A 23,243-nucleotide genomic window follows, 5' to 3' on the forward strand; every position below is an offset into this window, starting at 1 on the left:
GCTACAGGCCCTCGGCGATCCGCTTGATCGCGGCCAGGCGGCGATCCCACTCGGCGCCGATGCGGTCGAGCTCGCGCGCCGTGTCGCCGAGCCGGGAGCCGAGCACGCTCCAGCGCAGCTCGCGGCCGACGCGATGTGAGTCCACCACGCCGACCTGCTCCAGCACGGCGAGGTGCTTCGCGATCGCCTGCCGGGTCACCGGCAGCCGCTCGGCGAGCGCGGACGCTGAGGCGTCGCCCTCGCCGAGCGCGAGCAGGATGCTCCAGCGGGTGTCGTCGCCGAGCGCGGCGAAGACGGCCACGAGCTGCTCGGTCATGCGCGCTCCGCGGTGGCGGCGTCGTCGCCGGCGGGCTCGGCGCGCTCGAGGCGCTCGGCACCCTCGAGGTAGGCGACCAGCTCGTCGAGCTCGTGCGTCCATCCGCCCCGGTTGCTTTCCAGCGCCGCGGCGGGATCGCTCAGCGCCGCGAAGCCGGTCTCGACGACGGTCAGCACGGTGCCCGCCTCGGGTCCCTCGCCGTCGGACTCGATCGTGAACCGGAACACCGTCGAGCGCACCGGGTCGGGGCGCGCGGTGTCGAGCAGGGCGGGCTCATTGCTCCAGCGGTAGGCGATCGTGTGCGGCGCATCGACCTCGACGATCTCGAAGGGGAATGCGCCGTAGTCCGTCCAGATGAGACGCCCGGAGCCGCCGGTCTCGAGCCGGTCGAGCTCGGTGCTCTCGCTGAACCAGCGGCTGATGTGCTCGGGCTCGGTCACGGCGGCCCACACCCGCTCAGGGCTCGCGTCGATGCGGATGCTGCGCCGCACCGCGAAGGCGTCGTGGTCGATCGCGGCGGGCTCGTTGACGGTCATGCTCATGATCCTGCTCCTTCGGATTCCGAACTGCAACCGATTGATTGCAAGAGAAGGATGCGCGTTCCCGGTGCTTAATGCAACCCTCGGGTTGCACATATGTGCCGGCGCCTGAGCGCGTTCGCCGACTCAGCTCACCCAGGTGCGCGTGAAGCCGGTGACGGTCGAGCCGTCGATGTCGGCCAGCTTGGTCGCGACGAAGCGCCGGGCGGCCTCGCTGGTCTGGATGCGGAACGGCAGCTGCTCGGCATCCAGGGAGCCCACGATCACCTGAGCCGCATCTTCGGGCGACTGCGCTGCGGCGAAGGCTCCCGCGGTGCGCTCCAGGTAGGCCGAGAGCGCCGGGGCGTAGGCGCCGGCGTCGGCGTCGGCGAGCAGCGCATCCCGGTCGACTCCCGCGTTGGCCACGAAGGCGCTGCCCACCGCGGCCGGCTCGATCACGGCCACGCCGACGCCCAGCGTCGCGGAGACCGGCTGCAGGCTCTCGAGGAAGCCCTCGGTCGCGAAACTACGCCGCGCAGTAGGCGTCGTCGAAGGGCTGTCCGACGACGCCGCCGACGCTCGTGACGGTGAGCACGCGGCCGCGAGCCGCGCGCAGGTGCGGCAGCGCCGCCTGCGTGACCCGCACGACGCTGAGGAAGTTCGTCTCGAGTGCGTCCTGGAACTCCGAGATCGGCAGTGTCTCGGTCGTGCCGACCTTGCCGGTTCCCGCGTTGTTGACCACGGCATCCAGCGATCCGTGATCGGCGACGACGCGATCGACGAGCTCCTGCGCGGCGGTCGGATGCGTCACGTCGAGGGCACGGACGTCGAGCTCGACCCCGGCCTCGTCGGCCGCGGTGCGCAGCGCCCGGTCGCGGTTGGCGTCGCGGAGCGTGGCGACCACGCGCCATCCGGTTCGGGCCGCGCCGATCGCGGTGTGCAGTCCGATCCCGCTGGAGGTGCCGGTGATGAGGACGGTGCGGGGGTTCGCGAGGGCGTCGGCGTCGGTCATGCGCTCATGCTGTCACTCGCGGCGTGATCGGTCCCGCGCGCTCGCCCTTCGGGTGTCGTACCCCCGCCGTAGGCTGACCTCGTGGCACGAGGACGCAGCGCGAACGACTCTTCTCCCGAGCAGGTGCCCGCGGCGACGCGGGCGGATCTCAGCGCCGCCAAGCGCGAGGCCGACGAGCTGACGAACCGCATCGTCGAGCTGCGCGAGGCGTACTACCAGCGCGACACCCCCGAGGCGAGCGACGAGGAGTACGACCGCCTGATCCACCGCCTCGAAGAGCTCGAGCGGCTCTTCCCCGAGCTGCAGAGCCAGGACAGCCCCACGCAGACCGTCGGCGGGCGCGTCTCGTCGCTCTTCGACCCGGTCGTGCACGCCGAGCGCATGCTGAGCCTCGACAACGTCTTCAGCGAAGAGGAGTTCCTCGACTGGGCCGCCAAGGTCGAGCGCGACGCCGGCCGTCGCGTCGACTTCCTCTGCGAGCTCAAGATCGACGGCCTCGCGATCAACCTCCGCTACGAGCGGGGTCGCCTGGTCAGCGCGGCCACCCGCGGCGACGGCGTGACCGGCGAGGATGTGACGCCGACCGTGCTGCGCATCCCCGGCATCCCGCAGCGGCTCGAGGGGGAGGGGCATCCCGAGCTCGTCGAGGTGCGCGGCGAGATCTTCCTCGCCGTCGAGGCCTTCGAGCGCCTCAACGTCCTGCTGGCGAGCCTGCGCGATCGGGTCGTCGACGAGGCCCGCGCGAAGCAGGGCTCCGCCTTCGACGAGGAGAAGGCGACGCTCGCCGCCGCCCGCCGCTTCCCGGCGCTCGCCAACCCGCGCAACGCCGCGAGCGGCGGCCTGCGCCAGCAGCTCGACAAGAAGGACGGCATGGAGCTCGAGGCCGGGCTCGCCCGCATCCACGAGCTCTCGCTCTACGTGCACGGCATCGGCGCCTGGCCGAACCCGCCCGTCGCCGCGCAGTCCGAGGTGTACACGCTGCTGAAGGGCTGGGGGCTGCCGACGAGCCCCTACTTCGAGGTGACGGCGGATGCCGCGGGCGCCGCCGCCTACATCCGCCGCTTCGGCGAGAACCGGCACAGCGTCGAGCACGAGATCGACGGCGTCGTCGTGAAGGTCGACGAGCTCGCCCTGCACGAGGAGCTCGGCGCCACCAGCCGCGCGCCGCGCTGGGCGATCGCCTACAAGTACCCGCCCGAGGAGGTCAACACCAAGCTGCTCGACATCGTCGTCAGCGTCGGCCGCACCGGGCGCGCGACGCCGTACGCCGTCATGCAGAAGGTGCGCGTCGCCGGCAGCGAGGTGCGCCAGGCGACCCTGCACAACCAGGACGTCGTGAAGGTCAAGCGCGTGCTGATCGGCGACACCGTCGTGCTGCGCAAGGCCGGCGACGTGATCCCCGAGGTGCTCGGGCCCGTGGCCGAGCTGCGCGACGGCAGCGAGCGCGAGTTCGTCATGCCCGAGAACTGCCCGGAGTGCGGCACGAAGCTCGCGCCCGCCAAGGAGGGCGACGTCGACCTGCGCTGCCCCAACGCGGAGGCCTGCCCGGCGCAGGTGCGCGGCCGGGTCGAGCACATCGGCTCGCGCGGCGCGCTCGACATCGAAGGGCTCGGCGAGGTCGGCGCCGCCGCGCTCACCCAGCCGGACGTTCCCGAGACCCCGCCGCTCGTGACCGAAGCCCGGCTGTTCGGGCTCACGATCGACGACATCATCGGCATCCAGGTCGTCGTGCGCGACGCGGAGACCGGGCTGCAGAAGACCGAGGACGACGGCACCCTGCGCACCCGCACGCCCTTCCAGAAGGTGAGTCTCGAATACCCGCCCGAGGCGGAGGGGATGGATGCGGCCGAGCGTCGCAAGGCCGGACTCAAGAAGGACTTCCGCGTCATCCACCCCTCGGAGGCGGCGAACACGCTGCTCGCCGAGCTCGAGAAGGCGAAGACGAAAGACCTCTGGCGGCTGCTGGTGAGTCTCAGCATCCGGCACGTCGGGCCCGTCGCGGCGCGCGCGCTCGCGCAGTACTTCGGCTCGCTCGACGCGATCCGCGCGGCATCGCGCGAGGAGCTCGCGGCGGTGGACGGCGTCGGCGGCATCATCGCGGACGCCCTGCTCGACTGGTTCGAGGTCGACTGGCACCGCGAGATCGTCGAGACCTGGGCCGCCGACGGCGTGCAGTGGGCGACGCCCGGACACCCCGGCCCGGGTGCCGCGGCCGCGGAGGGCGGGCCGCTCGCCGGCCTCACGGTCGTCGCGACCGGATCGCTCGAGGGCTTCACTCGCGAGGGCGCGCAGGAGGCGATCATCCAGGCCGGCGGCAAGGCCGCATCCAGCGTCAGCAAGAAGACGGACTACGTGGCCGCCGGACCCGGCGCCGGCTCGAAACTGCAGAAGGCCGAAGACCTCGGCGTGCGCATCATCGACGCCGCGCAGTTCGCGCTGCTCGTCGAGGGCGGACCCGCCGCGATCGGCGACCCGGTCGCGGGGGACGACACGGGGGAGAGCTCGGACGCCGAGCTCGGCGCGGACGCCGACGCCGACGACTGAGCAGCCGGCCGCTCGCGTGCTCGGGGCCGGCCGATCGGCGATCGCACGCGGCGTCGACGTGACGGTGCTTCACGTCCGTTAACGAGTTCGAAAGTGCGACGCGCCGTGGTGTTGGCCCCCGTCCGTGTCACGATCCTTGCGTCGTCGACCCCCGGACGGGGGTCATTTTGCGTTTCAATGCCTCTCGCGCGTTACTTTTTCGTGAACTCCCCCCTGATGGGGGCAAACAGATGCGTATCCTGAGAGCCTCGCCACCGGGGTGACTGGGACCGATCCCCGGCGGTGCTTACCCGAGGGGACACCCCTGCCGTGCTGTTCGACGTCACAGCGGTACTCGTCACCTCGACGACGCTGGGAGCCGTCGTCGAGGCCGTCGGCGTGCCGGTGAACCCGACGGCGATCGTCGCCGTCGCGCCCCTCGACCGTGCGCTCGTCGCGGATGCCGGCTTCGCCTCCGGCGGTCGAGCCGGGATCGCACCGGCCGCCGCCGTCGACCCGGCTGCGCTGCCCGCCGGTCTCGCGCCGGCGCCCTTCATCGGCCCGCAGCCGGCGCAGAAGCTCGCGCAGGATGCCCTCGAGCGCATCCCCACCCTGCGCGGCACGACCCTGCTCGCCCAGCTCTCGCTGCTCGGCCGCGACGACCTCGCCACCGTGCTCGGCGACAACCCCAAGCTCGTGCCCCGCCTGCTCAGCTCGCCGCCGCCCGCCACCGCCGTCGCCGCATGGTGGCGCGATTCGAGCAGCGACGCGCACCGCTCGCTCCTCGCCGAGGCGCCGCAGCTCGTGGGCGGGCTCGAGGGGGTGCCGTACACGCAGCGCAGCACGGCGAACAAGCGCTACCTCGACGAGGTGACCGGCGACATCCGCACCCGCCTGCAGAACGGAGTGGGGCGTGCGAAGGCCGCCGAGCTGACGACGCGCCTGCACATGCTCGAGCAGGTGCGCGAGGCGCTCACGCCGACCGCCGACGGAGAGAAGCGGCAGCTCGTGTCGCTCGATCCGAGCGGCGACGGCACGGCCGTCATCGTGGTGGGCGACCTGCAGACCGCCGACGACGTCAGCTTCCTGGTTCCCGGAATGTTCTACGGCGTGGATGCGCGCATCGTGCCGTGGACCACGACCGCCGCCGATATGCAGGCGCAGCAGACGGAGTGGCTGGAGCGGCTCGGCCGCGGCGACGAGACGAGCGCGGTCGTGTCGTGGATCGGCTACGAGACGCCGACGCTCGTCAACGTCGCCGCCATGGACAACGCGCGTGCCGGGCAGAAGGCGCTCACGGCCTCGTTGCGCGGCCTCGCGGCGGCGCGCGACGACCACCCCTACGTCTCGGTGCTCGCGCACAGCTACGGCACGACCGCCGCGATGCTGTCGCTCAGCGAAGACGACGTGACGGTCGACTCGCTGGCGATGGTCGGCTCGCCCGGCGGCCCCGTCGCGACCGTGCGCGACCTCGCCGTGCGCGACGGCGTCTGGGTCGGCGCGGCGCCGTGGGATCCGATCGGCGATGCGGGCGTGTTCGGCAACCAGCCGCGGCAGGCGTCGTTCGGCGCGACGCAACTCGGCGTCGACGGCGCGCGCGACCCGCTCACCGGAGCCGACCTCACCGCGGCCGTCAGTCACAACGACTACTTCACTGTCGGCGGCGAATCCCTGCGCAACCTCGCGCTCGTCGGCATCGGCGAGGGCGCCCGCGTCATCGGCTGACGCGCGAGCGTGACTCCGCTCGCCCGTCCCGAACGCGATCGCGGCCCGACGGCGCCGGGCGGCTGACGCGGATCGGCCGCGGTCCGACGTGCGGCTGGGGCGGCACGTCGGCCCGCGGCCGATGATCAGCGGCTCAGGGGCGGCTAGCCCTGCGTTCCCGCTCGCGTGGTCGCGCGCGCGGCCGCCGGGGCGCTCACGCTGATCGGCACGGAGGCGGTCGTGCGCACGCCGTCCGCATCCTCGACCGTGATCGTCGCGGTCGCGACGCCGGGCTTCGCGAAGGTGTGCGATCCCGAGACGCCGTAGGTCGGCGCGCCATCCGAGCCGACACCGAGCGGAGCGACCGTTCCGGCGACCGGCTTCGACCCATCGCCCCAGTCGATCGTCGCCGTGTACGACGAGGCCGCGGTGGCGTCACCGTGGGCGACGGTCGCGAGCACGCCCTCGAACACCGCGCCGGCCGTGGCCGCGAGACCCGTCGACGGAGTCGCCGTGACCGGCGGCACCGGGCGCTGCAGGGCGACGTCGTCGACCCAGCCGCGCAGGTAGCCGACCTTGTCGGCGTCGCCGCCGTGGCTGTGCGGTGCGAACGACAGCAGCAGCGCATCCACCGTCTTGCCGACGACGGAGTCGGGCAGCTCGGCGGTGACGCGGTTCCAGGTGTCGACCTTGAGCGCCTTCCCCTGGGCGGCCGCGGTCAGGGCCGCGCCATTGGATGCGGTCGGGGCCTCGGCGCTGAGCAGCGTGCCGTCGGTGAAGCGCACGTCGACCGCCACGTCGGCGCTCGCATCCTGCACGTAGTCGCTGAACGGCCCGCCGTCCTGCTGGGGACGCACCCAGTAGGAGAGGGTGTCGCCCTTCTGCACGGCCGTCTTCGAGGCCGACAGGTCGAGCAGCAGGTTCGACGCGGTCGCGCCCTCCTTCGTGCCGCGGCCCGAGTAGACGACCGACGCGATGCCGGTGTGCGGGTCGCCGGTCTGCACCTTGCTCTCCGGTCCGGTCAGACCGCAGCAGTAGCCGCCGACGCCGTCGTTCGCCACGACCTGGCTGGCGGGCGCCTGCGGCTGCCCCGTCTCGAAGCCGCTGCCGGCGAGGTCGCTGACCTGCGCGGCGACCGTGACGGTCACCTTCTGCGTCGCGAGCGTCTGCGTGCCGGCCTTCACCGTGACGGTGACCGTGTGGTCGCCGACCGCGGTGTCGGCGGCGGCGCGCAGCGTGACCGCGGCATCCCCGGCCCCCGTGACGTCGAGGGCGATGGTGCCGGATGCGGGGCTCGCGCTGATGCCCTCGGCGCCGGCGATGCCCCAGGTCACGGGCGAGGAATCGGACTGGTCGATGCGCTGCACGTGCACCTTCACCGGATCGGTCGTGCCGCCCGGCGCCGCCGACAGGTTCGAGGGCACGATCGAGGCGAGGTGCGAGCGCTCGCCGTCGCGCACCGACGGCGGGGCGTCGGCGGCGGCGGTGCCGCGCGTTGTGTTCGGTGTGGCCGACAGCGTGTAGTCGACCTGGGTGTCGCGGGTGATCGCCGCCGCATCCAGGTAGACCTTCGAGGTCTTCTTGCCGTCGACCTTCATCGTCTGAATGTAGGGCTTGTCGAGACCCGCGCCGGGGGAGGAGAGGTGCAGCACCGGACCGTTCGCGCGGTGCAGCACGATCTCCGGGAACAGCGGCGTGGCCGTCGCGAGCTCCGCCCGCGAGGGGTTCTGCGGGTAGATGCCCATCGCGGCGAAGACGAGCCACGACGACATCTGACCGAGGTCGTCGTTGCCGGGGATGCCGTCGGGGCCGTTCGGCTGGCCGTCCTTGGTGTCGATCCAGAGCTGGCGGATGGTCTCGCGCACGGTCTGCTGCGTCTTCCACGGCTGGCCCGCGTAGTCGTAGAGCCACGGGGTGCCGATCGAGGGCTCGTTGTCGACGTTGGCGTGCAGGTTGGTGTCCCACGAGCCGCCCGCGAGCGTCCACTCGTTCGGGACGCCGTTGTCGTTCTCGTCGCCGACCTCGCGGAAGAAGCCGTCGAGGCGCTGCGCGGCGGCCTCGTTGCCGCCCATCGCGGCGAACAGACCGGCCGGGTCGTGCTGCACCATCCACGTGTACTGCGCCGCGGTGCCCTCGACGAAGCCGTCGGAGGAGGCCGGGTCGAAGCCCGACTTCCACGATCCGTCGGCGTTGCGGCCCTGGATGTAGCCGCCGTGGTCGGTCGCCTGCGGGTTGAACTGGTTCTGCCACGACTGCGAGCGCGTCGTGAACTCGGTGTAGTCCTTCGTCAGACCCAGGTGCTGGGCGAGCTGCGCGAGACCGGCGTCGGCGGCGCCCATCTCGAGGGTCTCGTTCGGGCATCCCCAGGCGTTGCAGCCCTCGGGGTAATAGCCGTACTTGAGGAACTGGTCGAGCGAGGGGCGCTGACCGACGACGGCGATGTTCCAGCCGGCGCGCGAGAGGTCGTCCTTCGTGGGAACTCGGGCGGCCTGCGCGAGCGAAGCGTAAGAGCCCTTGAGGTCGAAGTCGGTGCCGCCGAAGGCGACGATGCCGGCGAGCGCGGCGGCCGAGGGGTCGCCGACCATGACGTGGGTCGTGCCGGAGTTGTGGGTCCAGCGATCCCAGACGCCGCCGTTCTGGTCGGCCTGGTTCTTCAGCGACTGGGCGACGTCGCTGCCGCGCTTCGCGTCGAGCAGCGTGACGAGCTGCACCTGCGAGCGGTAGACGTCCCAGCCCGAGAAGGTCTGGTACTGCGCCTGCTGGCCCTTGGTCAGCTTGTGCGTCGCCAGGTCCATGCCCGTGTACCGGCCGGTCACGTCGTTCGCGATCGAGGGGTGCAGCAGCGAGTGGTAGAGCGCCGTATAGAAGGTCGTGCGCTCGGCCGCGGTGCCGCCGCCGGTGCGGATGCGGTTCAGCTCGGTGTTCCAGGCGGTCTTGGTCTGCTTCGCGACCTGGGCGCGCGTGGTGCCGACCGGGTTCTCGGTTGCGAGGTTCTTCTTCGCGCCCGCGAGGTCGACGTAGCTGATGCCGACGCGCATGTTCACCGTGCGGCTCTTCGCGGTGTCGAAGCTGACGTAGCCGCCGGAGCCCTTGCCGGCCGGCGGGTAGCCGCCAGGGTAGGTGGTGCCGCCCTCCGCGCTCGTCGCGCCGGGGGTGAGCGCCGCATCCTGCCAGGTGCCGGTCGTGGTGAAGTCGGTGTCGAACTCGGCCACGAAGTGCACCGTGTAGTAGCTCTTCTGCAGGATGCCGTCGCCGGTGAAGCCGCCGCAGAAGTTGCCGCTCGTGACCGAGCCGGTGATGCGGCGGTGCTTCGCGTCGATCTGGATGTCGGCGTCGCTCGACCCGACGAGCGAGTCGGAGGTGCGCACGAGCATCGTCGCGGGGGAGCCTTTCGGGTAGTTGAAGGTGCCCGAGCCGGTGCGCGTGGTGGCGGCGAGCTTCACGCCGACGCCGTTGTCGAGGTCGACGCTGTAGCTGCCGGGCGACGCGCTCTCGCGAGCGTGCGAGAACGTCGTCGTCATCGGGGTGCCGGCGGCGTCGGCGGCCGACGGCGAGGTCGTCACCTGCTGGGTGATCGGCAGGAAGGGGATGTCGCCGCTGAGCCCGGCGCAGCCGGCGCCGCTCACGTGGGTGAGCGAGAAGCCGCGCACGGTGTTCGCCCCGTACTCGTAACCGCTCGGGCTCGGCGTGCGCATCGTGCCGTCGCTGCGCTTGGTGCTCTGGTCGGGGCTCCAGGCGAGCATGCCGAAGGGGGCGACCGCGCCGGGGAAGGTGTTGCCCGCGTTCGCCGAACCGATGAACGGGTCGACGGTCGCGGCCGGGTCGGTGGTCAGCGGCGTCGCGGCCGACGCGGGGGCGGTGCCGACGAGCACGCCGGCAGCGGCCAGTGCGAGCGCGACGCCGCCGGCCAGCGCGGTGCGCGCGACGCGGGTGGTGGGGGATGACGGGGTGGATGCCTGCACGACCTGCTCCATCGAAGGTGGCTAGTTGAGGATCCCGTCATCAGATCACAGATTGACAGCGCTGTCACCCCCGAAAGGGGGACACGGTCCGTCCCCCGATGGAAGGGACGGACCGGCCCGCCTCAGTCGCGGAACGTCTCGATCGAGGCGCCGAGCGACACGAGGCGCTCCTGCAGCCCCTCGTAGCCGCGGGCGATGATGTCGACGTTGCGCAGCACGCTCTCCCCCTTCGCCGCGAGCATCGCGAGCAGGATCACGACCGCGGGGCGCAGCGCCGGCGGGCAGCTGACCTCGGCGCCGGAGAGGTGCGCCGGACCGCTGACGTCGAGACGGTGCGGGTCGCGCAGCGTCACGCTCGCACCCAGGCGGGTGAGGTCGAGCAGGTGGATCGCGCGCCCCTCGTAGACCCAGTCGTGCACGAGCGTCGTGCCTTCGGCCATCGCGGCGATGATCACGAAGAACGGCAGGTTGTCGATGTTGAGGCCCGGGAACGGCATCGCGTGGATCTTGTCGATCGGCGCGCGCAGCTGCGAGGGATGCACGGTGATGTCGACCAGGCGGGTGCGGCCGTTCGCGGCCGGGTACTCGTCGCTCACGTCGAAGACGAGACCCATCTCGGCGAGCGTGGCGAGCTCGATCTCGAGGAACTCGATCGGCGCGTGCGTGACGGTGAGGGTCGAGTCGGTGACGATGCCGGCCGTGAGCAGGCTCATCGCCTCCACCGGATCCTCGCTCGGCCAGTAGTCGACATCCGCGCGGATCTCGCTCTGGCCGGTGATGCGCAGGGTCGTCGTGCCGATCCCCTCGATGCGGATGCCGAGCAGCTCGAGGTAGAAGCAGAGGTCCTGCACCATGTAGTTGGGGCTCGCGTTGCGGATGACGGTCTCGCCCTCGTGCGCGGCGGCGGCGAGGATCGCGTTCTCGGTGACCGTGTCGCCGCGCTCGGTGAGCACGATCGAGCGGGTCGTGCGGCCGTCGCGGGCGACCTTCACGTCGTACCAGCCGGCCTGCGCATCCACGCCGACGCCGAAGGGGCGCAGCGCGATGAGGTGCGGTTCGACCGTGCGGGTGCCGAGGTCGCAGCCGCCGGCGTAGGGCAGGCGGAAGCTGTCGAAGCGGCCCGACAGCGGCCCGAGGAACATGAGCACGCTGCGAGTGCGGCGGGCGGCGTCGGCGTCGATCGCGTCGAGGCGCAGCTCGGCGGGGGTGATGATCTCGAGGGTCTCGCCGTCGGCGCTCCAGGTGACGCTCGCGCCGAGGCTGCGCAGCACGTCGATGATGCGGTCGACCTCGACGATGCGCGCGACCTTGTGCAGGCGGGTGACGCCGCGGTTGAGCAGCGAGGCGCAGAGCAGGGCGACGGCGCCGTTCTTGCTCGAATTGACGGCGATCGACCCGCTGAGCTTGCGGCCGCCCTGCACGCGCAGGTGCGAGCGCTGCGGGGCGCCGCCGATCGAGACGAGCTGCTGGTCGAGGGCGTTGCTGATGCGGGCGAGCAGCTCGAGGCTGAGGTTCTGGCCGCCTTGCTCGATGCGGTTGACGGCGCTCTGGCTGGTGCCGACGCGCTCGGCGAGCTGCGCCTGGGTGAGGCCCCGACCCTGGCGTGCGCCGCGGATGAGGGCGCCGACTTCGCGCAGGGGCGCGGACGGGGTGACGGCGATCGACCCGGTGGGGGTGGGATCAAGGGCGGGGGAGTCGGACGGGGTGAGCGTGGTGGTGTCGGTCACAGCGCGATCGTAACTCGCATGTGAGATATCGACCGGCTCATCCGCGCGATCTCCGGGCCTGCACTCAGATTCTTGTCTCAGATATGAGATTCGCGCCGGGGTCGGCGAACGGACCGGGCGGTGAGAGACTCACCCTCCGATCGCATGCGCGACGGCGGTCGCGACGATCACGACGATGCCGAGCGCCAGCGGCACGAGCATCGCCTCGGGCGAGTTCTGCAGATCGGCGCGGCGCAGCTGCGCGAGGAAGCGGGTCATGTCAGTCGTCCTCTCCGGACCCGGCGTCGAAGGATCCGCCGGCGGAGCTGCTCGGCGACGGCGAGCCCGACAGCTGGCTCACCGAGACGGCGCCGGCGGAGGGCTTGGTGCCCGGCTCGCGGGCGCTGTACCAGCCGATCCACTCGCCGTCCTGATCGACGACCTCGTAATCGCCGCAGCGGTGCACGCGGTCGGGCAGCCCGACCTTGCCGAAGCGCGTGTCGAAGGGCAGACCCTGACGCGGCATCTCGAGGCACCACGACGGCAGGTCGCCGCCCTTCGCCGCGATCACGGCGTTCGTCTCGTCGTCCGTGGCGACGTTGCGGATGTCGGTCGCCTTCGCGGGGATCCACTCGGGCAGCTGCACCCCGACCCATCCCTTCTCCGCCTCGGCGTGATCGTCGAAGGACTCGCTGTGCACCTTGTGCACGCTGTCCATGACGGCCGAGCAGCCGGTCAGCAGCAGGGATGCGGCGGCCAGCGCGGCGGCACCGGTCACGAGGGCGGCGCGGCGGCGGATGCTGCCGCGGGCGCCGGCGCGGCGATCGGTGCGGGACGGGCGAGGGCTCTGCGGGGTCATGGGTCCATCACAGACGTCGCCCCGCGCGGGCACGTCGGCGCGGGGTCTGAACGGCGTCATCCGCTCGGCTGATCCCCGCTCATCCGCCGGTCCCATCGGGGCGGTCCGGAAAGGGCGGTCCAGTCGTCCCCGGGCGGCCCGCGCTGGGTTGAGGAGTCGGGCGCTGGCGGTAGACTCGCGGCGTCGCGACTGGCGTTCGGATGGGCTCACCATCAGGGAGCGACTGACTCAAGGGATCTGCCGCTCAGGCGAGCAGGACGGCCGTACGCCTGGGCCGTGACCGACACCCCGTTTCAGTTGAGGAGCCCCGTGTCCGACACGTTCAACGCCCCCCTGTCCGACGTCGACCCCGAGGTCGCCCGCGCGCTCGAGCTGGAGCTCGACCGCCAGCGCACCACCCTCGAGATGATCGCGAGCGAGAACTTCGTTCCCCGCGCGGTGCTCGAGGCGCAGGGCTCGGTCCTGACCAACAAGTACGCCGAGGGCTACCCCGGCCGCCGCTACTACGGCGGATGCGAGTTCGTCGACATCGTCGAGCAGCTCGCCATCGACCGCGCCAAGGCGCTGTTCGGCGCCGAGTTCGCCAACGTGCAGCCCCACTCGGGCGCCTCGGCCAACGTCGCGGTGCTGTCGGCGATCGCCCAGCCCGGCGACCGCATCCTCGGTCTCGAGCTGGCCCACGGCGGCCACCTGACTCACGGCATGAAGCTCAACTTCTCGGGCAAGCTCTACGAGGCGCACGCCTACGGCCTCGACCCCGAGACCGAGCGCATCGACATGGATGTGGTGCGCCAGCGCGCGCTCGAGGTGAAGCCGCAGGTCATCATCGCGGGCTGGTCGGCGTACAGCCGTCAGCTCGACTTCGCGGCGTTCCGGGCGATCGCCGACGAGGTCGGCGCGAAGCTCTGGGTCGACATGGCCCACTTCGCCGGCCTCGTCGCCGCCGGCCTGCACCCGTCGCCGGTGCCGCACGCGCACATCGTGTCGTCGACCGTGCACAAGACCATCGGCGGTCCCCGCTCGGGCTTCATCCTGACCAACGACGCCGACATCGCGAAGAAGATGAACTCGAACGTCTTCCCCGGACAGCAGGGCGGCCCGCTCATGCACGTGATCGCCGCGAAGGCGACCGCGTTCAAGCTCGCGGCGGAGCCCGAGTTCAAGGAACGCCAGGAGCGCACCGTGCGCGGCGCCGCGATCCTCGCCGAGCGCCTCACCCAGCCCGACGCGAAGGCGGCCGGCGTCGACGTGCTCACCGGCGGCACCGACGTGCACCTCGTGCTCGTCGACCTGCGCACCTCGGAGTTCTCGGGCCAGGAGGCCGAGAACCGTCTGCACGAGGTCGGCATAACCGTGAACAAGAACTCGGTGCCGAACGACCCGCGCCCGCCGATGGTGACCTCGGGTGTGCGCATCGGCACTCCGGCGCTCGCGACCCGCGGCTTCGGCGACGCCGAATTCACCGAGGTGGCCGACATCATCGCCCTGGCTCTGCAGCAGGATGCCGACATCCCGGCCCTGCGCGCGCGTGTGACGGAGCTGGCGGGGAAGTTCCCGCTCTACCCGGGCCTCAGCTCGCCCACCACCTGGAGCTGAGCGCATGACCGCGATCCGTCTGGATGGCGTCGCCACCGCCGCGGCGATCAAGGCCGAGCTGAAGCAGCGTGTCGACGTGCTGCGCGAGCGGGGAGTCGTGCCGGGTCTCGGCACCCTGCTCGTCGGCGCGGACGGCGCATCGGTCAGCTACGTCAGCGGCAAGCACCGCGACTCGGCCGAGATCGGCGTGGAGTCGATCCGCGTCGACCTGCCCGCCGACGCGACCGAGGCCGGGGTGCACGCCGAGATCCAGCGCCTCAACGCCGACCCCGCCGTGACCGGCTATCTGGTGCAGCTGCCGCTGCCGAAGGGCATGGACGAGCACGCGGCGATCACCGCGGTCGACCCGGCCAAGGATGTCGACGGGCTGCACCCGGCGAACCTGGGCGAGCTGGTGCTCGGCGTCGAGGGCGAGCTCTCGACCCCGCTGCCCTGCACGCCGGCCGGCGTCGTCGAGCTGCTGCGCCGTTACGACGTGCCGCTCTCGGGCAAGCACGTCGTCGTGATCGGCCGCGGTCTGACCGTCGGCCGCCCGCTCGGGCTGCTGCTGACCCGCAAGGGCATCGACGCGACCGTCACGCTCACGCACTCGCGCACGGCCGACCTGGCCGCCGAGGTGCGTCGCGCGGATGTCGTGGTCGCCGCCGTCGGTCAGCCTCACCTCGTGAAGGCCGACTGGATCAAGCCGGGCGCCGCCGTGCTGGATGTCGGCGTCACCCGCGTCGGCGTCACCGAGTCGGGCAAGGCGAAGCTCGCGGGCGACATCGACCCGGGCGTCGCCGAGGTCGCCGGCTGGCTCTCGCCGAACCCGGGCGGCGTGGGTCCGATGACCCGCGCCATGCTGATGCAGAACGTGGTGCTGGCCGCCGAGCGCGCCGCCGGTCTGGCCTAGCCGCCGAAGCCGAGAACCGTCGAGCGCGGGGTTCCGTTCCCAGCGCGGGGTGTCGTCGCCCCGCCGCGGGAACGGAACCCCGCGCTCGGCGCTATCATCTCCGTCAGACCGACGCGCCGAACGTGCAGCCATCCTGCGTGTCGGGCGTCGTCCACGTCGGTCCCAGGTCGGCGGGAGCGGCCGGGCCGAGGTCGACCGTGCACGACGCCACCGTGTACATGACCACGTCGTCGCTCTCGGCGTCGCGAGCCCCCACGAACCCCCAGCTGCCCGAGGCCCATCCGCCCGCATCGGTCGGCTGCGCGGCGCCGGGGTATACCGTGACTCCGGTCGCCGTGCCCGGCATCGCGATCGAGCCGTCGGCGCAGTACGCCTGACCGTGGGTCCACGATCCGCCGAAGGCCGTCGGGGAGAGCGTTGCGGCGCCGGTGGTCTGGCCTCCGTGCAGAGCGACGGCATCGCGATGGGGATCCGGCGCCGTTCCGGAGACCACGCGAGAGGTCGCGGTGATGTGCACGTAGACGGGGTCCGCGGTCGCCGCGAGCTGGTCGCCGCACTCGGCAGTCGCGAGGAGCTTCGTGTCGGCGGCGGTCGCCGTGGTCGGTGACGTGGCGGTCTCGGTGAATTCGACGTGTGCGCCGTCCGGCGTCACGAGCACCGCGGTGATGCGGAAGAGCTCGTTCGGATCGGCGCTCGGCGAAGCGCTCCCGCTCGCGGAGGCGCTGCGGCTGGTCTTCGCGCTGTCGGACGGGGCCGCGGACGGGCTCGCGGCGCAGCCTGCGAGCAGGAGGAGAGAGAGGGCGGCACCGGTGATCAGCACCGGCCGAGAGATCGTCATGTGGACATCGTCGCGCGGCCGGAATGATCGACGCGAGAGGCTCCGATCACGGTCGGATATCGACTGCATTCCGTGGGCGGAATGGATCTCAGCGGTCTCGCTGAGCTCCGATCGACGGGCGCACGACGAAGGTCGTCGGCGCCGTGAACGCGTGCTCGGCGAAGGCTCCGTCGATCGCGACCTGCAGCAGCGAGACCGACTCGAGCGGCACGAGCGCGATGGCGGATCCGCCGAAGCCGCCGCCCGTCATCCGCGCGCCCACCGCGCCGTTCGACTGGGCGACCTCGACGGCGAGGTCGAGCTCGGGCACCGAGATCTCGAAGTCGTCGCGCATGGATCGGTGCGAGGCGTCGAGCAGGTCGCCGATCGCGCGCGGTCCCGCCTCGCGCAGGGTGCGCACGGTGTCGAGAACGCGCTGGTTCTCGGTGACGATGTGCCGCACCCGGCGGAAGGTCTCGTCGTCGAGGGTCTGCTGGGCGCGGGGGAGATCATCCTCGTCGAGCTCCCGCAGCGAGCCGACCCCCAGCTCGCGGGCGCCCTTCTCGCACGAGGCGCGGCGCTCGCGGTAGCCGCCGGAGGCGTGCTCGTGCTCGACGTGGGTGTCGATGACGACGATCGCGAGGCCCGCCTCGGCGAAGCCCAGCCGGATGACCTCGGCGTCGAGACTGCGGCAGTCGAGGAACACGCCGGAGTCGGTCTGGCCCAGCAGGGACGCCGACTGGTCCATGATCCCGGTCGGGGCGCCGACGGCGTCGTTCTCGGCCTTCTGGCCGACCTTCGCGAGCGTCTCGAGGTCGAGGCCGAGCTGCCACACGTCGTTGAGGGCGACGGCGACGGCCGACTCGATCGCCGCCGACGACGAGAGGCCCGCGCCGACCGGCACATCCGACTCGATGAAGATGTCGACGCCGGGCACGGCCGCGAGGTCGGCGCCGAACTCGCCGAGCGCCCAGGCGACGCCGAGCGGGTAGGCCGACCAGCCGCTGAGCGCGTCCGGAGCGAGGTCGTCGAGGTCGTGCTCGGCGAGCTCTTCGCTGAAGGCGGAGGCGATGCGCAGCTTGCGGTCGTCGCGCACGCCGAGAGCGATCACGGTGCGGCGGTCGATCGCGAAGGGGAAGACGAAGCCCTCGTTGTAGTCGGTGTGCTCGCCGATCAGGTTCACGCGGCCCGGCGCCGACCAGATGCCGTCGGGCTCGCGGCCCGTGAAGGCGAAGAAGGCGTCGGCGACGTCGTCGCGGATGTCGGTCATGCGGTGGTCTCGCGTTTCGAACGGGTGCGTGAAGCAGGGATGAGGCGGGAGAGGCGGTCAGACGCCGGCGGGGATCGCCGCGCGGATGGTCTCGGCGGCGGCCTCGGGGCGGATGTCGCCGATCCAGGCTCCCATAGCGGCTTCCGATCCCGCCGTGTACTTGAGCTTGTCGCGGCCGCGTCGCGGCGAGGTCAGCTGCAGGTGCAGGCGGGCGGAGTCGCGAGCGACATTCACCGGCGCCTGGTGCCAGGCGGCGATGTAGGGCGTCGGGTCGCCGTAGATCGCGTCGAGGCCGCGCAGCAGGCGCAGGTAGACGTGCGCGAGCTCGTCACGCTCGGCCGAGCTCGTCGCGGCGAAGTCGGGCACGTGCCGGTGCGGCAGGAGGTGGACCTCGAGGGGCCAGCGGGCGGCGAAGGGCACGAAGGCGGTCCAGTGCTCGCCCGTCAGCAGCACCCGGGAAGACTCGCGTTCGCTGTCGAGGATGCGGTCGAACATGTCCGGTCCGAGCTGCTCGAGCGAGGCGAGCAGGCGCTGCGTGCGCGGGGTGATGTAGGGGTAGGAGTAGATCTGCCCGTGCGGATGGGGGAGCGTCACGCCGATCGCGGCGCCGCGGTTCTCGAAGGGGAACACCTGCTCGACGCCGGGCAGCGCCGAGAGCGCGGCGGTGCGGTGCGCCCACGCCTCGATCACCGTGCGCGCGCGGCTCGGCGTCTGGGTTCCGAACGAGCCCTCGGCCTCGGGGCTGAAGCACACGACCTCGCAGCGGCCGACCGAGGTGCGGGTGCGGCCGTAGTCGAGCGTCGCCAGATCGGCGAGGCCCTCGGGCGCGTCGGCGGCGACCGGCGCATCGACCGGGTCGGTCGAGTCGCCGGCGAGTGCGGGTCCGAATGAGGGGGAGCGGTTCTCGAACACGGCGACGTCGTAGAGGTCGGGGATCTCGCTGGGGTTGTCGTCGCTCTGCGGCGCGAGCGGGTCGAGCGCCGCACTCGGGTTGACGACACGATTCTGCCGGGCCGCCGCGATCGACACCCACTCGCCGGTCAGCACGTCGAGGCGCATGGTGGCCGTCTCGGGGCGCGGATCGATCGTGCGGGTGTCGAGGCGGCGTTCGGACCCGAGGGTCGTGTCGGCGTCGTCGAAGTAGATGAGCTCGCGGCCGTCGGCGAGGCGCGTGGGGTGGATGGCGATACCGGCAGCGGTCACCGTATTACGATATCGAAAGCACGACTTTCATTTTCGACAGGTATCGAAAGCGTCGGACTCCGACCGGCGACGAGAGGACGATCATGGCCGCCTCCGATCGGATCGACCCCGCCGCGCGCCCGGTGGCGGCGCGGCGCGAGCAGCTCACCGCCCTCGTCGCCGAGCGCGGATTCGTGCGCGTCGCCGACGCCGCCGTCGAGCTCGGCGTCAGCACCGTGACGCTGCGCGGCGACCTCGAGGCGCTCGCCGCGGACGGGCTGCTGCGGCGCGTGCACGGGGGAGCGATGCCTCCGGTACCCGAGCACCGGGAGTCGTCGATGGAGCTCTCGAGCGAGCGCCAGAGCGCCGTGAAGCGCGCGATCGCGCGTCGCGCCGCGGCCCTGGTCGCCCCGGGCACGAGCGTGCTGCTCGACGTCGGCTCGACGACGCTCGCGGTGGCCGAGGCGCTCGTCGAGCGCACCGAGCTCACGGACGTGGTCGTCATCACGAACGGGCTCTCGGTCGCCCTCGCGCTCGAGCGGGCGATCCCGCGCCTCGACGTGATCGTGACCGGCGGCACCCTGCGCCCGCTGCAGCACTCCCTCGTGAACCCGGTCGCGGCATCCACGCTCGAGGGTCTGCACGCCGACCTCGCGATCATCGGCTGCACGGGCGTCGACCGTTCGGGGCGCGTCACGAACGTGAACCTGCCCGAGGCCGAGGTGAAGCGCGCCATGCTCGGCGCCGCCGACCGCGCCGTGCTCGTCGCCGACGGCTCGAAGCTCGGCGTGACCCACCTCGGTCGCGTCGGCGCGCTCGCCGACTTCGAGGCGCTCGTGACGGGCGGCGAGGTCGCCGATGCGGCCGTGCTCGACAGCGTGCGCGAGGCCGGCTGCCGCCTATTGGCGGTGGATGCGCGGGGCTGACGCCGGGCCGTAACCTGACGGCATGACCGACGCCCGCGTCCCGTCCCCGCATCCCGATTCGGCTGTGCCCGCGGCGGCGGCCGCGACCTCGGCGCTCGTCGGCGCCTCACCGGTCGCCGCTCTGACCGCGCCGGCGCCGCTGAGCGGACCGCGCTTCGAGCTGCGCAGCGGCGACGCGCGTGCGGTGATCGGCTCGGTCGCCGCGGTGCTGTGCGAACTCGAGGTCGACGGGCAGGCGCTGACCGAGACGGTTCCGATCGACGGCCTGCCGCCGCAGGGCTGCGGCATCGTGCTCGCGCCGTGGCCGAACCGGGTGCGGGGCGCCCGCTGGACTCTGCGGGCCGCCGACAGCGGCGCCGCGGCCGACGCCGAGCTCGAACTCGACCTGACCGATCCGAAGTGGAACGCCGCCTCGCACGGCCTGCTGCGCAACACCGCCTACCGCCTCGTCGCACACACGCCCTCGACCGTCGAGCTCGCGGCGCTCATCCCACCCCAGCACGGCTGGCCGTTCCGGCTCGAGACCCGCGTGCGCTACGCGCTCGAACCCGACGGCCTCGTCGTGACGCATCACGTGACGAACGCCGGGGCGACGCGGGCGCCGTGGGCGGTCGGGGCGCATCCGTACCTCCGCGTCGGCGGCACGCCCGTCGCCGACCTCGAGCTGCGGGTGCCGGCGGGTGTCGCGCTCGAGGTGGATGCGACGCTCATCCCGGTCGGAGCCCGCACCGTCGGCGCCGAGGAGGATCTGCGCGAGGGTCGCCGCGTCGGCGACCTCGACCTCAACACGGCGTTCGCGGTGGATGCGGCCGGCGGTCCGGCGGCGGACGACGACGACGCCGGCAGCCGCGGCGACGCCGGCGATGCCCGCGAGATCGCCCGCCTCACCGCGCCGGACGGCGCCGCGACGCAGCTCTGGGGCGATCCGCCGTTCCGCTGGGTGCAGGTGTTCACGCCCGGCGACTTCCCGCGTCCGCTCGGCGGCCCCGAGCCGACCGGGAAGGCCGTCGCGCTCGAGCCGATGACCGCGCCGGCGAATGCGCTCAACTCGGGCGAGGGCCTCGTCTGGCTCGAGCCGGGCGCGAGCTGGTCGGCCTCGTGGGGCATCCGCCGCATCGCCGCCGCCGAGAAGCGGCACCCCTAGAGTGGGCGCCGTGACGAGCGACGGAGCCACCACCACCCCCACGACGACGTCCGCCCCGCCGGCGTCCGCCGAGACGGACGGTCTCGCAGCCGACGCGGTCTCGCCGATCGGCCGCCGCATCCACCTCTCCGGCGGCGGCGTCGAGGCCGTGATCGGCACGATCGCCGCGACCCTCGCCTCGCTGCGCGTCGACGGCGTGCAGCTGACCGAGCCGATCGACGAGAACGCCTGGCCGGCGTACTGCAACGGCATCTTCCTGGCGCCCTGGCCGAATCGCGTGCGCGACGGGCGCTGGACGCACGACGGCGCGACGCAGCAGCTCGACGTGACCGAGCGCGACCGGAACAACGCCCTGCACGGACTGCTGCAGTTCACCGATCACGAGATCCGCGAGCAGACGCCGACCTCGGTGACGCTCGGAGCGCTCATCCCGGCCCAGCACGGCTGGCCCTTCACCCTCGACAGCTGGGTTCGCTACGAGCTCGTGCCCGGCGGGCTGCGCGCGACCCACGGCGTGCGCAACCTCTCCGGGGTCACGGCGCCCTACGCGACCGGCGTTCACCCCTACCTGCGGCTCGGCGACGTGCCCGTGCGCGAGCTGCGCGTGACCGTGCCCGCGGCGAGCTACGTCGAGGTGGATGACCGGCTCAACCCGATCGGCGTGAAGCCGGTCGACGGCACCCCGGTCGATCTGCGCGCCGGTCGCCTGTTCAGCGACCTCGACCTCGACACCGCCTACGCCGACCTCAGCCCCGTCGACGGTGCGACCGCGTGGATCGAGGCGCCTGACGGATCACGGCTGACGCTCCTGCAGGATCCCGACTGGCGCTGGGTGCAGGTGTTCACCACCGCGATCTTCCCGGCCGGCGGCTGGACGGCCGTCGACCCGGCGACCTCCGGTCCCGACGTCGAGGGCAGCGGCTATCTCGGCGGACCGCTCGGCGATGCGATCGCGATCGAGCCGATGACCGCCCCGCCGGACGCGCTCAATTCGGGCGAGGGGCTCATCCACCTGCAACCGGGCGCCGAGTGGTCGGGATCGTGGGCGCTGCGCTACACGCCCGCGCCGGCCGCCGGCTCGTCGACCGACCTCGCCTGATGAGCGGCGTCGCGCCTGCGCCGACCGAGCGGCAGCTGCGCCGCTGGCGCGGCTACCTCGCCGACGAGCGCGTCGAGGCCTCGCTCTACCTGCAGCTCGCCGAGCGCAAGACGGGCGAGGAGCGCGAGATCCTGCTCGGGCTCGCCGACGCCGAGAAGCGGCACGAGGCGCACTGGCTCGAGCTGCTCGGCGACCGCGTCGGGCGCCCGCGCGCGGGCAGTCTGCGCACCCGCCTGCTCGTGCTGCTCGCGCAGCGCTTCGGGTCGGTGTTCGTGCTCGCGCTGGCTCAGCGTGCCGAGGCGCGCAGCCCCTACGACGACGACGCGGATGCGACCGACCAGATGGCGGCCGACGAGCGCATCCACGGCGAGGTGCTGCGCGGTCTCGCGGCGCGCGGTCGCGAGCGGCTCTCGGGCACCTTCCGCGCCGCCGTCTTCGGAGCGAACGACGGCCTCGTGTCGAACCTCGCGCTCGTGCTCGGCGTCGGCGCGACCGGCGTCGACCCGAAGACGGTGCTGTTCACCGGCGTCGCCGGCCTGCTCGCCGGCGCGCTCTCGATGGGCGCGGGGGAGTTCGTGTCGGTGCGCTCGCAGCGCGAGCTGCTGGCCGCATCCCACCCCGACCCCGAGGCGGATGCCGCGCTGCCGCATCTCGACGTCGACGCCAACGAGCTCGCGCTGGTCTACCGCGCGCGCGGCGAGACCCCCGACGAGGCCGCGGAGCACGCGCGCCGCACCTTCGCGCGACTCGCGGCCGCCGACCCGGCGCTCGCGACCGGCAGCATCGAGACGGTCGGCGACCAGCACGAGGCCGTCGGGTCGCCGTGGCGCGCGGCGACCTCGAGCTTCCTGTTCTTCGCGAGCGGCGCCATCATCCCGGTGCTGCCGTACCTCTTCGGCGCGACCGGACTGCTCGCCGTCGTGATCGCGGCCGTGCTCGTCGGCGTCGCGCTGCTCGGCACCGGCGCGGTCGTCGGCCTGCTCTCGGGCGCCTCGCCGCTGCTGCGCGCACTGCGCCAGCTCGGCATCGGCTTCGGCGCGGCTGCGGCGACCTATCTGCTGGGTCTGCTGTTCGGCGCGGCCGGCATCTGATCGCCGCTCCTCGCCGCGCCGCGATCCGCTCGGTCGCGCCTCCCCGCACCCCGCCGTCAGGTTCTAGCGTGGATGCCGTGCACACGATCATCCTCTGGGTCGGCTTCCTGGGCGGCTGGCTGCTCGTCGCCGGCCCGATCTACCAGGCCGCGCTCGAGCTGCGCGACGAGGAGGTCGACCGCGAGGCGATCGGGCGAGCGCACGAGAGCGTTCCCGAGCCGCGGCCGATCTCGCCCTGGTGGTGGCTGCTGCCGCCCGTCGCCTACCTGAAGATCCGGCGCGACCGTACCGAGTACCAGCGGGTCGTCTTCGACGCGATGCCCATCGAGACGCGCCGGCAGTTCCTCGGGTTCCTCAACAAGGCGACCGGCTGGCTGTTCGTCGCCGGCGGCGCCGCGCTCATCGCGCTCAAGGAGACGTGGGAGCTCGTCGAGCGCTACGAGTGGCCGATCTGGGTGTGGATCGTGCTGGTCGTCGTGATGGCCGCGGGCTCGGTCGTGAACACGGCCGTGCGCATGGCGAACACGGGACGCCAGCTCGGCGAGCAGCCGCCGCAGCGCCCCGAGCGTCGACCGCGCTAGACACGACGCGCTAGACACGACGATGCCCGGAGCGATTCGGGCGCT

At 72.4% G+C, this 23,243-nt stretch carries 20 protein-coding genes and 1 riboswitch; of the genes, 9 read left to right on the forward strand and 11 right to left on the reverse strand.

From position 1 onward, the window contains the following. Window position 1: 1 nt before the first annotated feature. The 4 genes from FJ657_RS06135 to FJ657_RS17335 form a co-directional block, all read right to left on the reverse strand. A complete protein-coding gene (locus FJ657_RS06135; RefSeq protein WP_141162833.1) occupies window positions 2-316 on the reverse strand; it encodes an ArsR/SmtB family transcription factor in 315 nt (104 codons plus the stop codon). Then, entirely contained in the window at window positions 313-858 is a 546-nt protein-coding gene (locus FJ657_RS06140) for an SRPBCC domain-containing protein (RefSeq protein ID WP_141162834.1), read from the reverse strand. The genes FJ657_RS06135 and FJ657_RS06140 overlap by 4 nt, the downstream gene beginning before the upstream one ends. A 123-nt stretch (window positions 859-981) precedes the next feature. Further along, window positions 982-1,299 (reverse strand): Rossmann-fold NAD(P)-binding domain-containing protein, encoded by a 318-nt coding sequence (locus FJ657_RS17330; RefSeq protein ID WP_255447187.1) that lies wholly within the window; start codon window positions 1,297-1,299, stop codon window positions 982-984. Window positions 1,300-1,360: 61 nt separating this feature from the next. Next, on the reverse strand, window positions 1,361-1,846 hold the full coding sequence (locus tag FJ657_RS17335) for an SDR family NAD(P)-dependent oxidoreductase (RefSeq protein ID WP_255447188.1): 486 nt from the start codon (window positions 1,844-1,846) through the stop codon (window positions 1,361-1,363). A gap of 123 nt (window positions 1,847-1,969) precedes the next feature. On the opposite strand from FJ657_RS17335, the gene ligA reads away from it, so the two are divergent. Together ligA and FJ657_RS06155 are read left to right on the forward strand one after the other, a co-directional pair. After that, on the forward strand, window positions 1,970-4,390 hold the full coding sequence (ligA, locus tag FJ657_RS06150) for an NAD-dependent DNA ligase LigA (protein ID WP_255447296.1): 2,421 nt from the start codon (window positions 1,970-1,972) through the stop codon (window positions 4,388-4,390). Between the two features lie 309 nt (window positions 4,391-4,699). Next, the gene (locus tag FJ657_RS06155; RefSeq protein WP_141162836.1) at window positions 4,700-6,094 is read left to right on the forward strand and encodes an alpha/beta hydrolase; all 1,395 of its coding nucleotides are present in this window, start codon (window positions 4,700-4,702) and stop codon (window positions 6,092-6,094) included. 143 nt (window positions 6,095-6,237) lie between these two features. Here FJ657_RS06155 and FJ657_RS06160 read toward each other — a convergent pair whose 3' ends face one another. The 4 genes from FJ657_RS06160 to FJ657_RS06170 form a co-directional block, all read right to left on the reverse strand. After that, on the reverse strand, window positions 6,238-10,047 hold the full coding sequence (locus FJ657_RS06160; protein WP_141162837.1) for a GH92 family glycosyl hydrolase: 3,810 nt from the start codon (window positions 10,045-10,047) through the stop codon (window positions 6,238-6,240). A gap of 110 nt (window positions 10,048-10,157) precedes the next feature. Continuing rightward, entirely contained in the window at window positions 10,158-11,762 is a 1,605-nt protein-coding gene (locus tag FJ657_RS06165; protein WP_439653933.1) for a helix-turn-helix domain-containing protein, read from the reverse strand. Between the two features lie 129 nt (window positions 11,763-11,891). After that, on the reverse strand, window positions 11,892-12,020 hold the full coding sequence (locus FJ657_RS17340; RefSeq protein ID WP_255447189.1) for a hypothetical protein: 129 nt from the start codon (window positions 12,018-12,020) through the stop codon (window positions 11,892-11,894). A gap of 1 nt (window position 12,021) precedes the next feature. Then, entirely contained in the window at window positions 12,022-12,600 is a 579-nt protein-coding gene (locus FJ657_RS06170; RefSeq protein WP_141162838.1) for a hypothetical protein, read from the reverse strand. A 175-nt stretch (window positions 12,601-12,775) separates the two neighbouring features. Continuing rightward, window positions 12,776-12,882: riboswitch (ZMP/ZTP riboswitch) on the forward strand. 27 nt (window positions 12,883-12,909) lie between these two features. Between FJ657_RS06170 and glyA the strand changes: the two genes are divergently transcribed. Together glyA and FJ657_RS06180 are read left to right on the forward strand one after the other, a co-directional pair. Further along, entirely contained in the window at window positions 12,910-14,196 is a 1,287-nt protein-coding gene (gene glyA / locus FJ657_RS06175; RefSeq protein ID WP_141162839.1) for a serine hydroxymethyltransferase, read from the forward strand. A gap of 4 nt (window positions 14,197-14,200) precedes the next feature. Further along, on the forward strand, window positions 14,201-15,088 hold the full coding sequence (locus tag FJ657_RS06180) for a bifunctional methylenetetrahydrofolate dehydrogenase/methenyltetrahydrofolate cyclohydrolase (protein ID WP_141162840.1): 888 nt from the start codon (window positions 14,201-14,203) through the stop codon (window positions 15,086-15,088). A 103-nt stretch (window positions 15,089-15,191) separates the two neighbouring features. Here FJ657_RS06180 and FJ657_RS06185 read toward each other — a convergent pair whose 3' ends face one another. From FJ657_RS06185 to galT, 3 genes are all read right to left on the reverse strand, one after another. Beyond that, entirely contained in the window at window positions 15,192-15,926 is a 735-nt protein-coding gene (locus FJ657_RS06185; RefSeq protein WP_141162841.1) for a hypothetical protein, read from the reverse strand. Between the two features lie 88 nt (window positions 15,927-16,014). Beyond that, a complete protein-coding gene (gene galK / locus FJ657_RS06190) occupies window positions 16,015-17,175 on the reverse strand; it encodes a galactokinase (protein ID WP_141162842.1) in 1,161 nt (386 codons plus the stop codon). Window positions 17,176-17,232: 57 nt separating this feature from the next. Next, window positions 17,233-18,378, reverse strand: coding sequence for a galactose-1-phosphate uridylyltransferase (gene galT / locus FJ657_RS06195; protein WP_255447190.1), 1,146 nt, complete (start codon window positions 18,376-18,378; stop codon window positions 17,233-17,235). Between the two features lie 83 nt (window positions 18,379-18,461). Between galT and FJ657_RS06200 the strand changes: the two genes are divergently transcribed. From FJ657_RS06200 to FJ657_RS06220, 5 genes are all read left to right on the forward strand, one after another. Next, window positions 18,462-19,283 carry a DeoR/GlpR family DNA-binding transcription regulator gene (locus FJ657_RS06200; RefSeq protein ID WP_141162843.1) on the forward strand — a complete coding sequence of 274 codons (822 nt, stop codon included), beginning with the start codon at window positions 18,462-18,464 and terminating at the stop codon, window positions 19,281-19,283. Between the two features lie 22 nt (window positions 19,284-19,305). Then, complete coding sequence (locus tag FJ657_RS06205; protein WP_141162844.1) at window positions 19,306-20,427, forward strand: aldose 1-epimerase family protein; 1,122 nt, start codon at window positions 19,306-19,308, stop codon at window positions 20,425-20,427. A 10-nt stretch (window positions 20,428-20,437) separates the two neighbouring features. Continuing rightward, window positions 20,438-21,526 carry an aldose 1-epimerase family protein gene (locus tag FJ657_RS06210; RefSeq protein ID WP_181408895.1) on the forward strand — a complete coding sequence of 363 codons (1,089 nt, stop codon included), beginning with the start codon at window positions 20,438-20,440 and terminating at the stop codon, window positions 21,524-21,526. Continuing rightward, window positions 21,526-22,617 (forward strand): VIT1/CCC1 transporter family protein, encoded by a 1,092-nt coding sequence (locus FJ657_RS06215; RefSeq protein WP_141162846.1) that lies wholly within the window; start codon window positions 21,526-21,528, stop codon window positions 22,615-22,617. Before FJ657_RS06210 ends, FJ657_RS06215 begins: the two co-directional genes overlap by 1 nt. Window positions 22,618-22,694: 77 nt before the next feature. Beyond that, the gene (locus FJ657_RS06220; RefSeq protein ID WP_181408896.1) at window positions 22,695-23,198 is read left to right on the forward strand and encodes a hypothetical protein; all 504 of its coding nucleotides are present in this window, start codon (window positions 22,695-22,697) and stop codon (window positions 23,196-23,198) included. Window positions 23,199-23,243: the final 45 nt, after the last annotated feature.

Origin of the sequence: Schumannella soli (assembly GCF_006517435.1) — a bacterium.
In the GTDB taxonomy this organism is placed as follows: Bacteria; Actinomycetota; Actinomycetes; order Actinomycetales; family Microbacteriaceae; genus Schumannella; species Schumannella soli.

Coding starts and splice junctions, on each gene's coding strand:
- FJ657_RS06135 (WP_141162833.1), bottom strand. CDS start 316: ATGACCGAGCAGCTCGTGGCCGTCTTCGCCGCGCTCGGCGACGACACC.
- FJ657_RS06140 (WP_141162834.1), bottom strand. CDS start 858: ATGAGCATGACCGTCAACGAGCCCGCCGCGATCGACCACGACGCCTTC.
- FJ657_RS17335 (WP_255447188.1), bottom strand. CDS start 1,846: ATGACCGACGCCGACGCCCTCGCGAACCCCCGCACCGTCCTCATCACC.
- FJ657_RS06160 (WP_141162837.1), bottom strand. CDS start 10,047: ATGGAGCAGGTCGTGCAGGCATCCACCCCGTCATCCCCCACCACCCGC.
- FJ657_RS17340 (WP_255447189.1), bottom strand. CDS start 12,020: ATGACCCGCTTCCTCGCGCAGCTGCGCCGCGCCGATCTGCAGAACTCG.
- FJ657_RS06170 (WP_141162838.1), bottom strand. CDS start 12,600: ATGACCCCGCAGAGCCCTCGCCCGTCCCGCACCGATCGCCGCGCCGGC.
- FJ657_RS06180 (WP_141162840.1), top strand. CDS start 14,201: ATGACCGCGATCCGTCTGGATGGCGTCGCCACCGCCGCGGCGATCAAG.
- FJ657_RS06185 (WP_141162841.1), bottom strand. CDS start 15,926: ATGACGATCTCTCGGCCGGTGCTGATCACCGGTGCCGCCCTCTCTCTC.
- galK (WP_141162842.1), bottom strand. CDS start 17,175: ATGACCGACATCCGCGACGACGTCGCCGACGCCTTCTTCGCCTTCACG.
- FJ657_RS06200 (WP_141162843.1), top strand. CDS start 18,462: ATGGCCGCCTCCGATCGGATCGACCCCGCCGCGCGCCCGGTGGCGGCG.
- FJ657_RS06205 (WP_141162844.1), top strand. CDS start 19,306: ATGACCGACGCCCGCGTCCCGTCCCCGCATCCCGATTCGGCTGTGCCC.
- FJ657_RS06215 (WP_141162846.1), top strand. CDS start 21,526: ATGAGCGGCGTCGCGCCTGCGCCGACCGAGCGGCAGCTGCGCCGCTGG.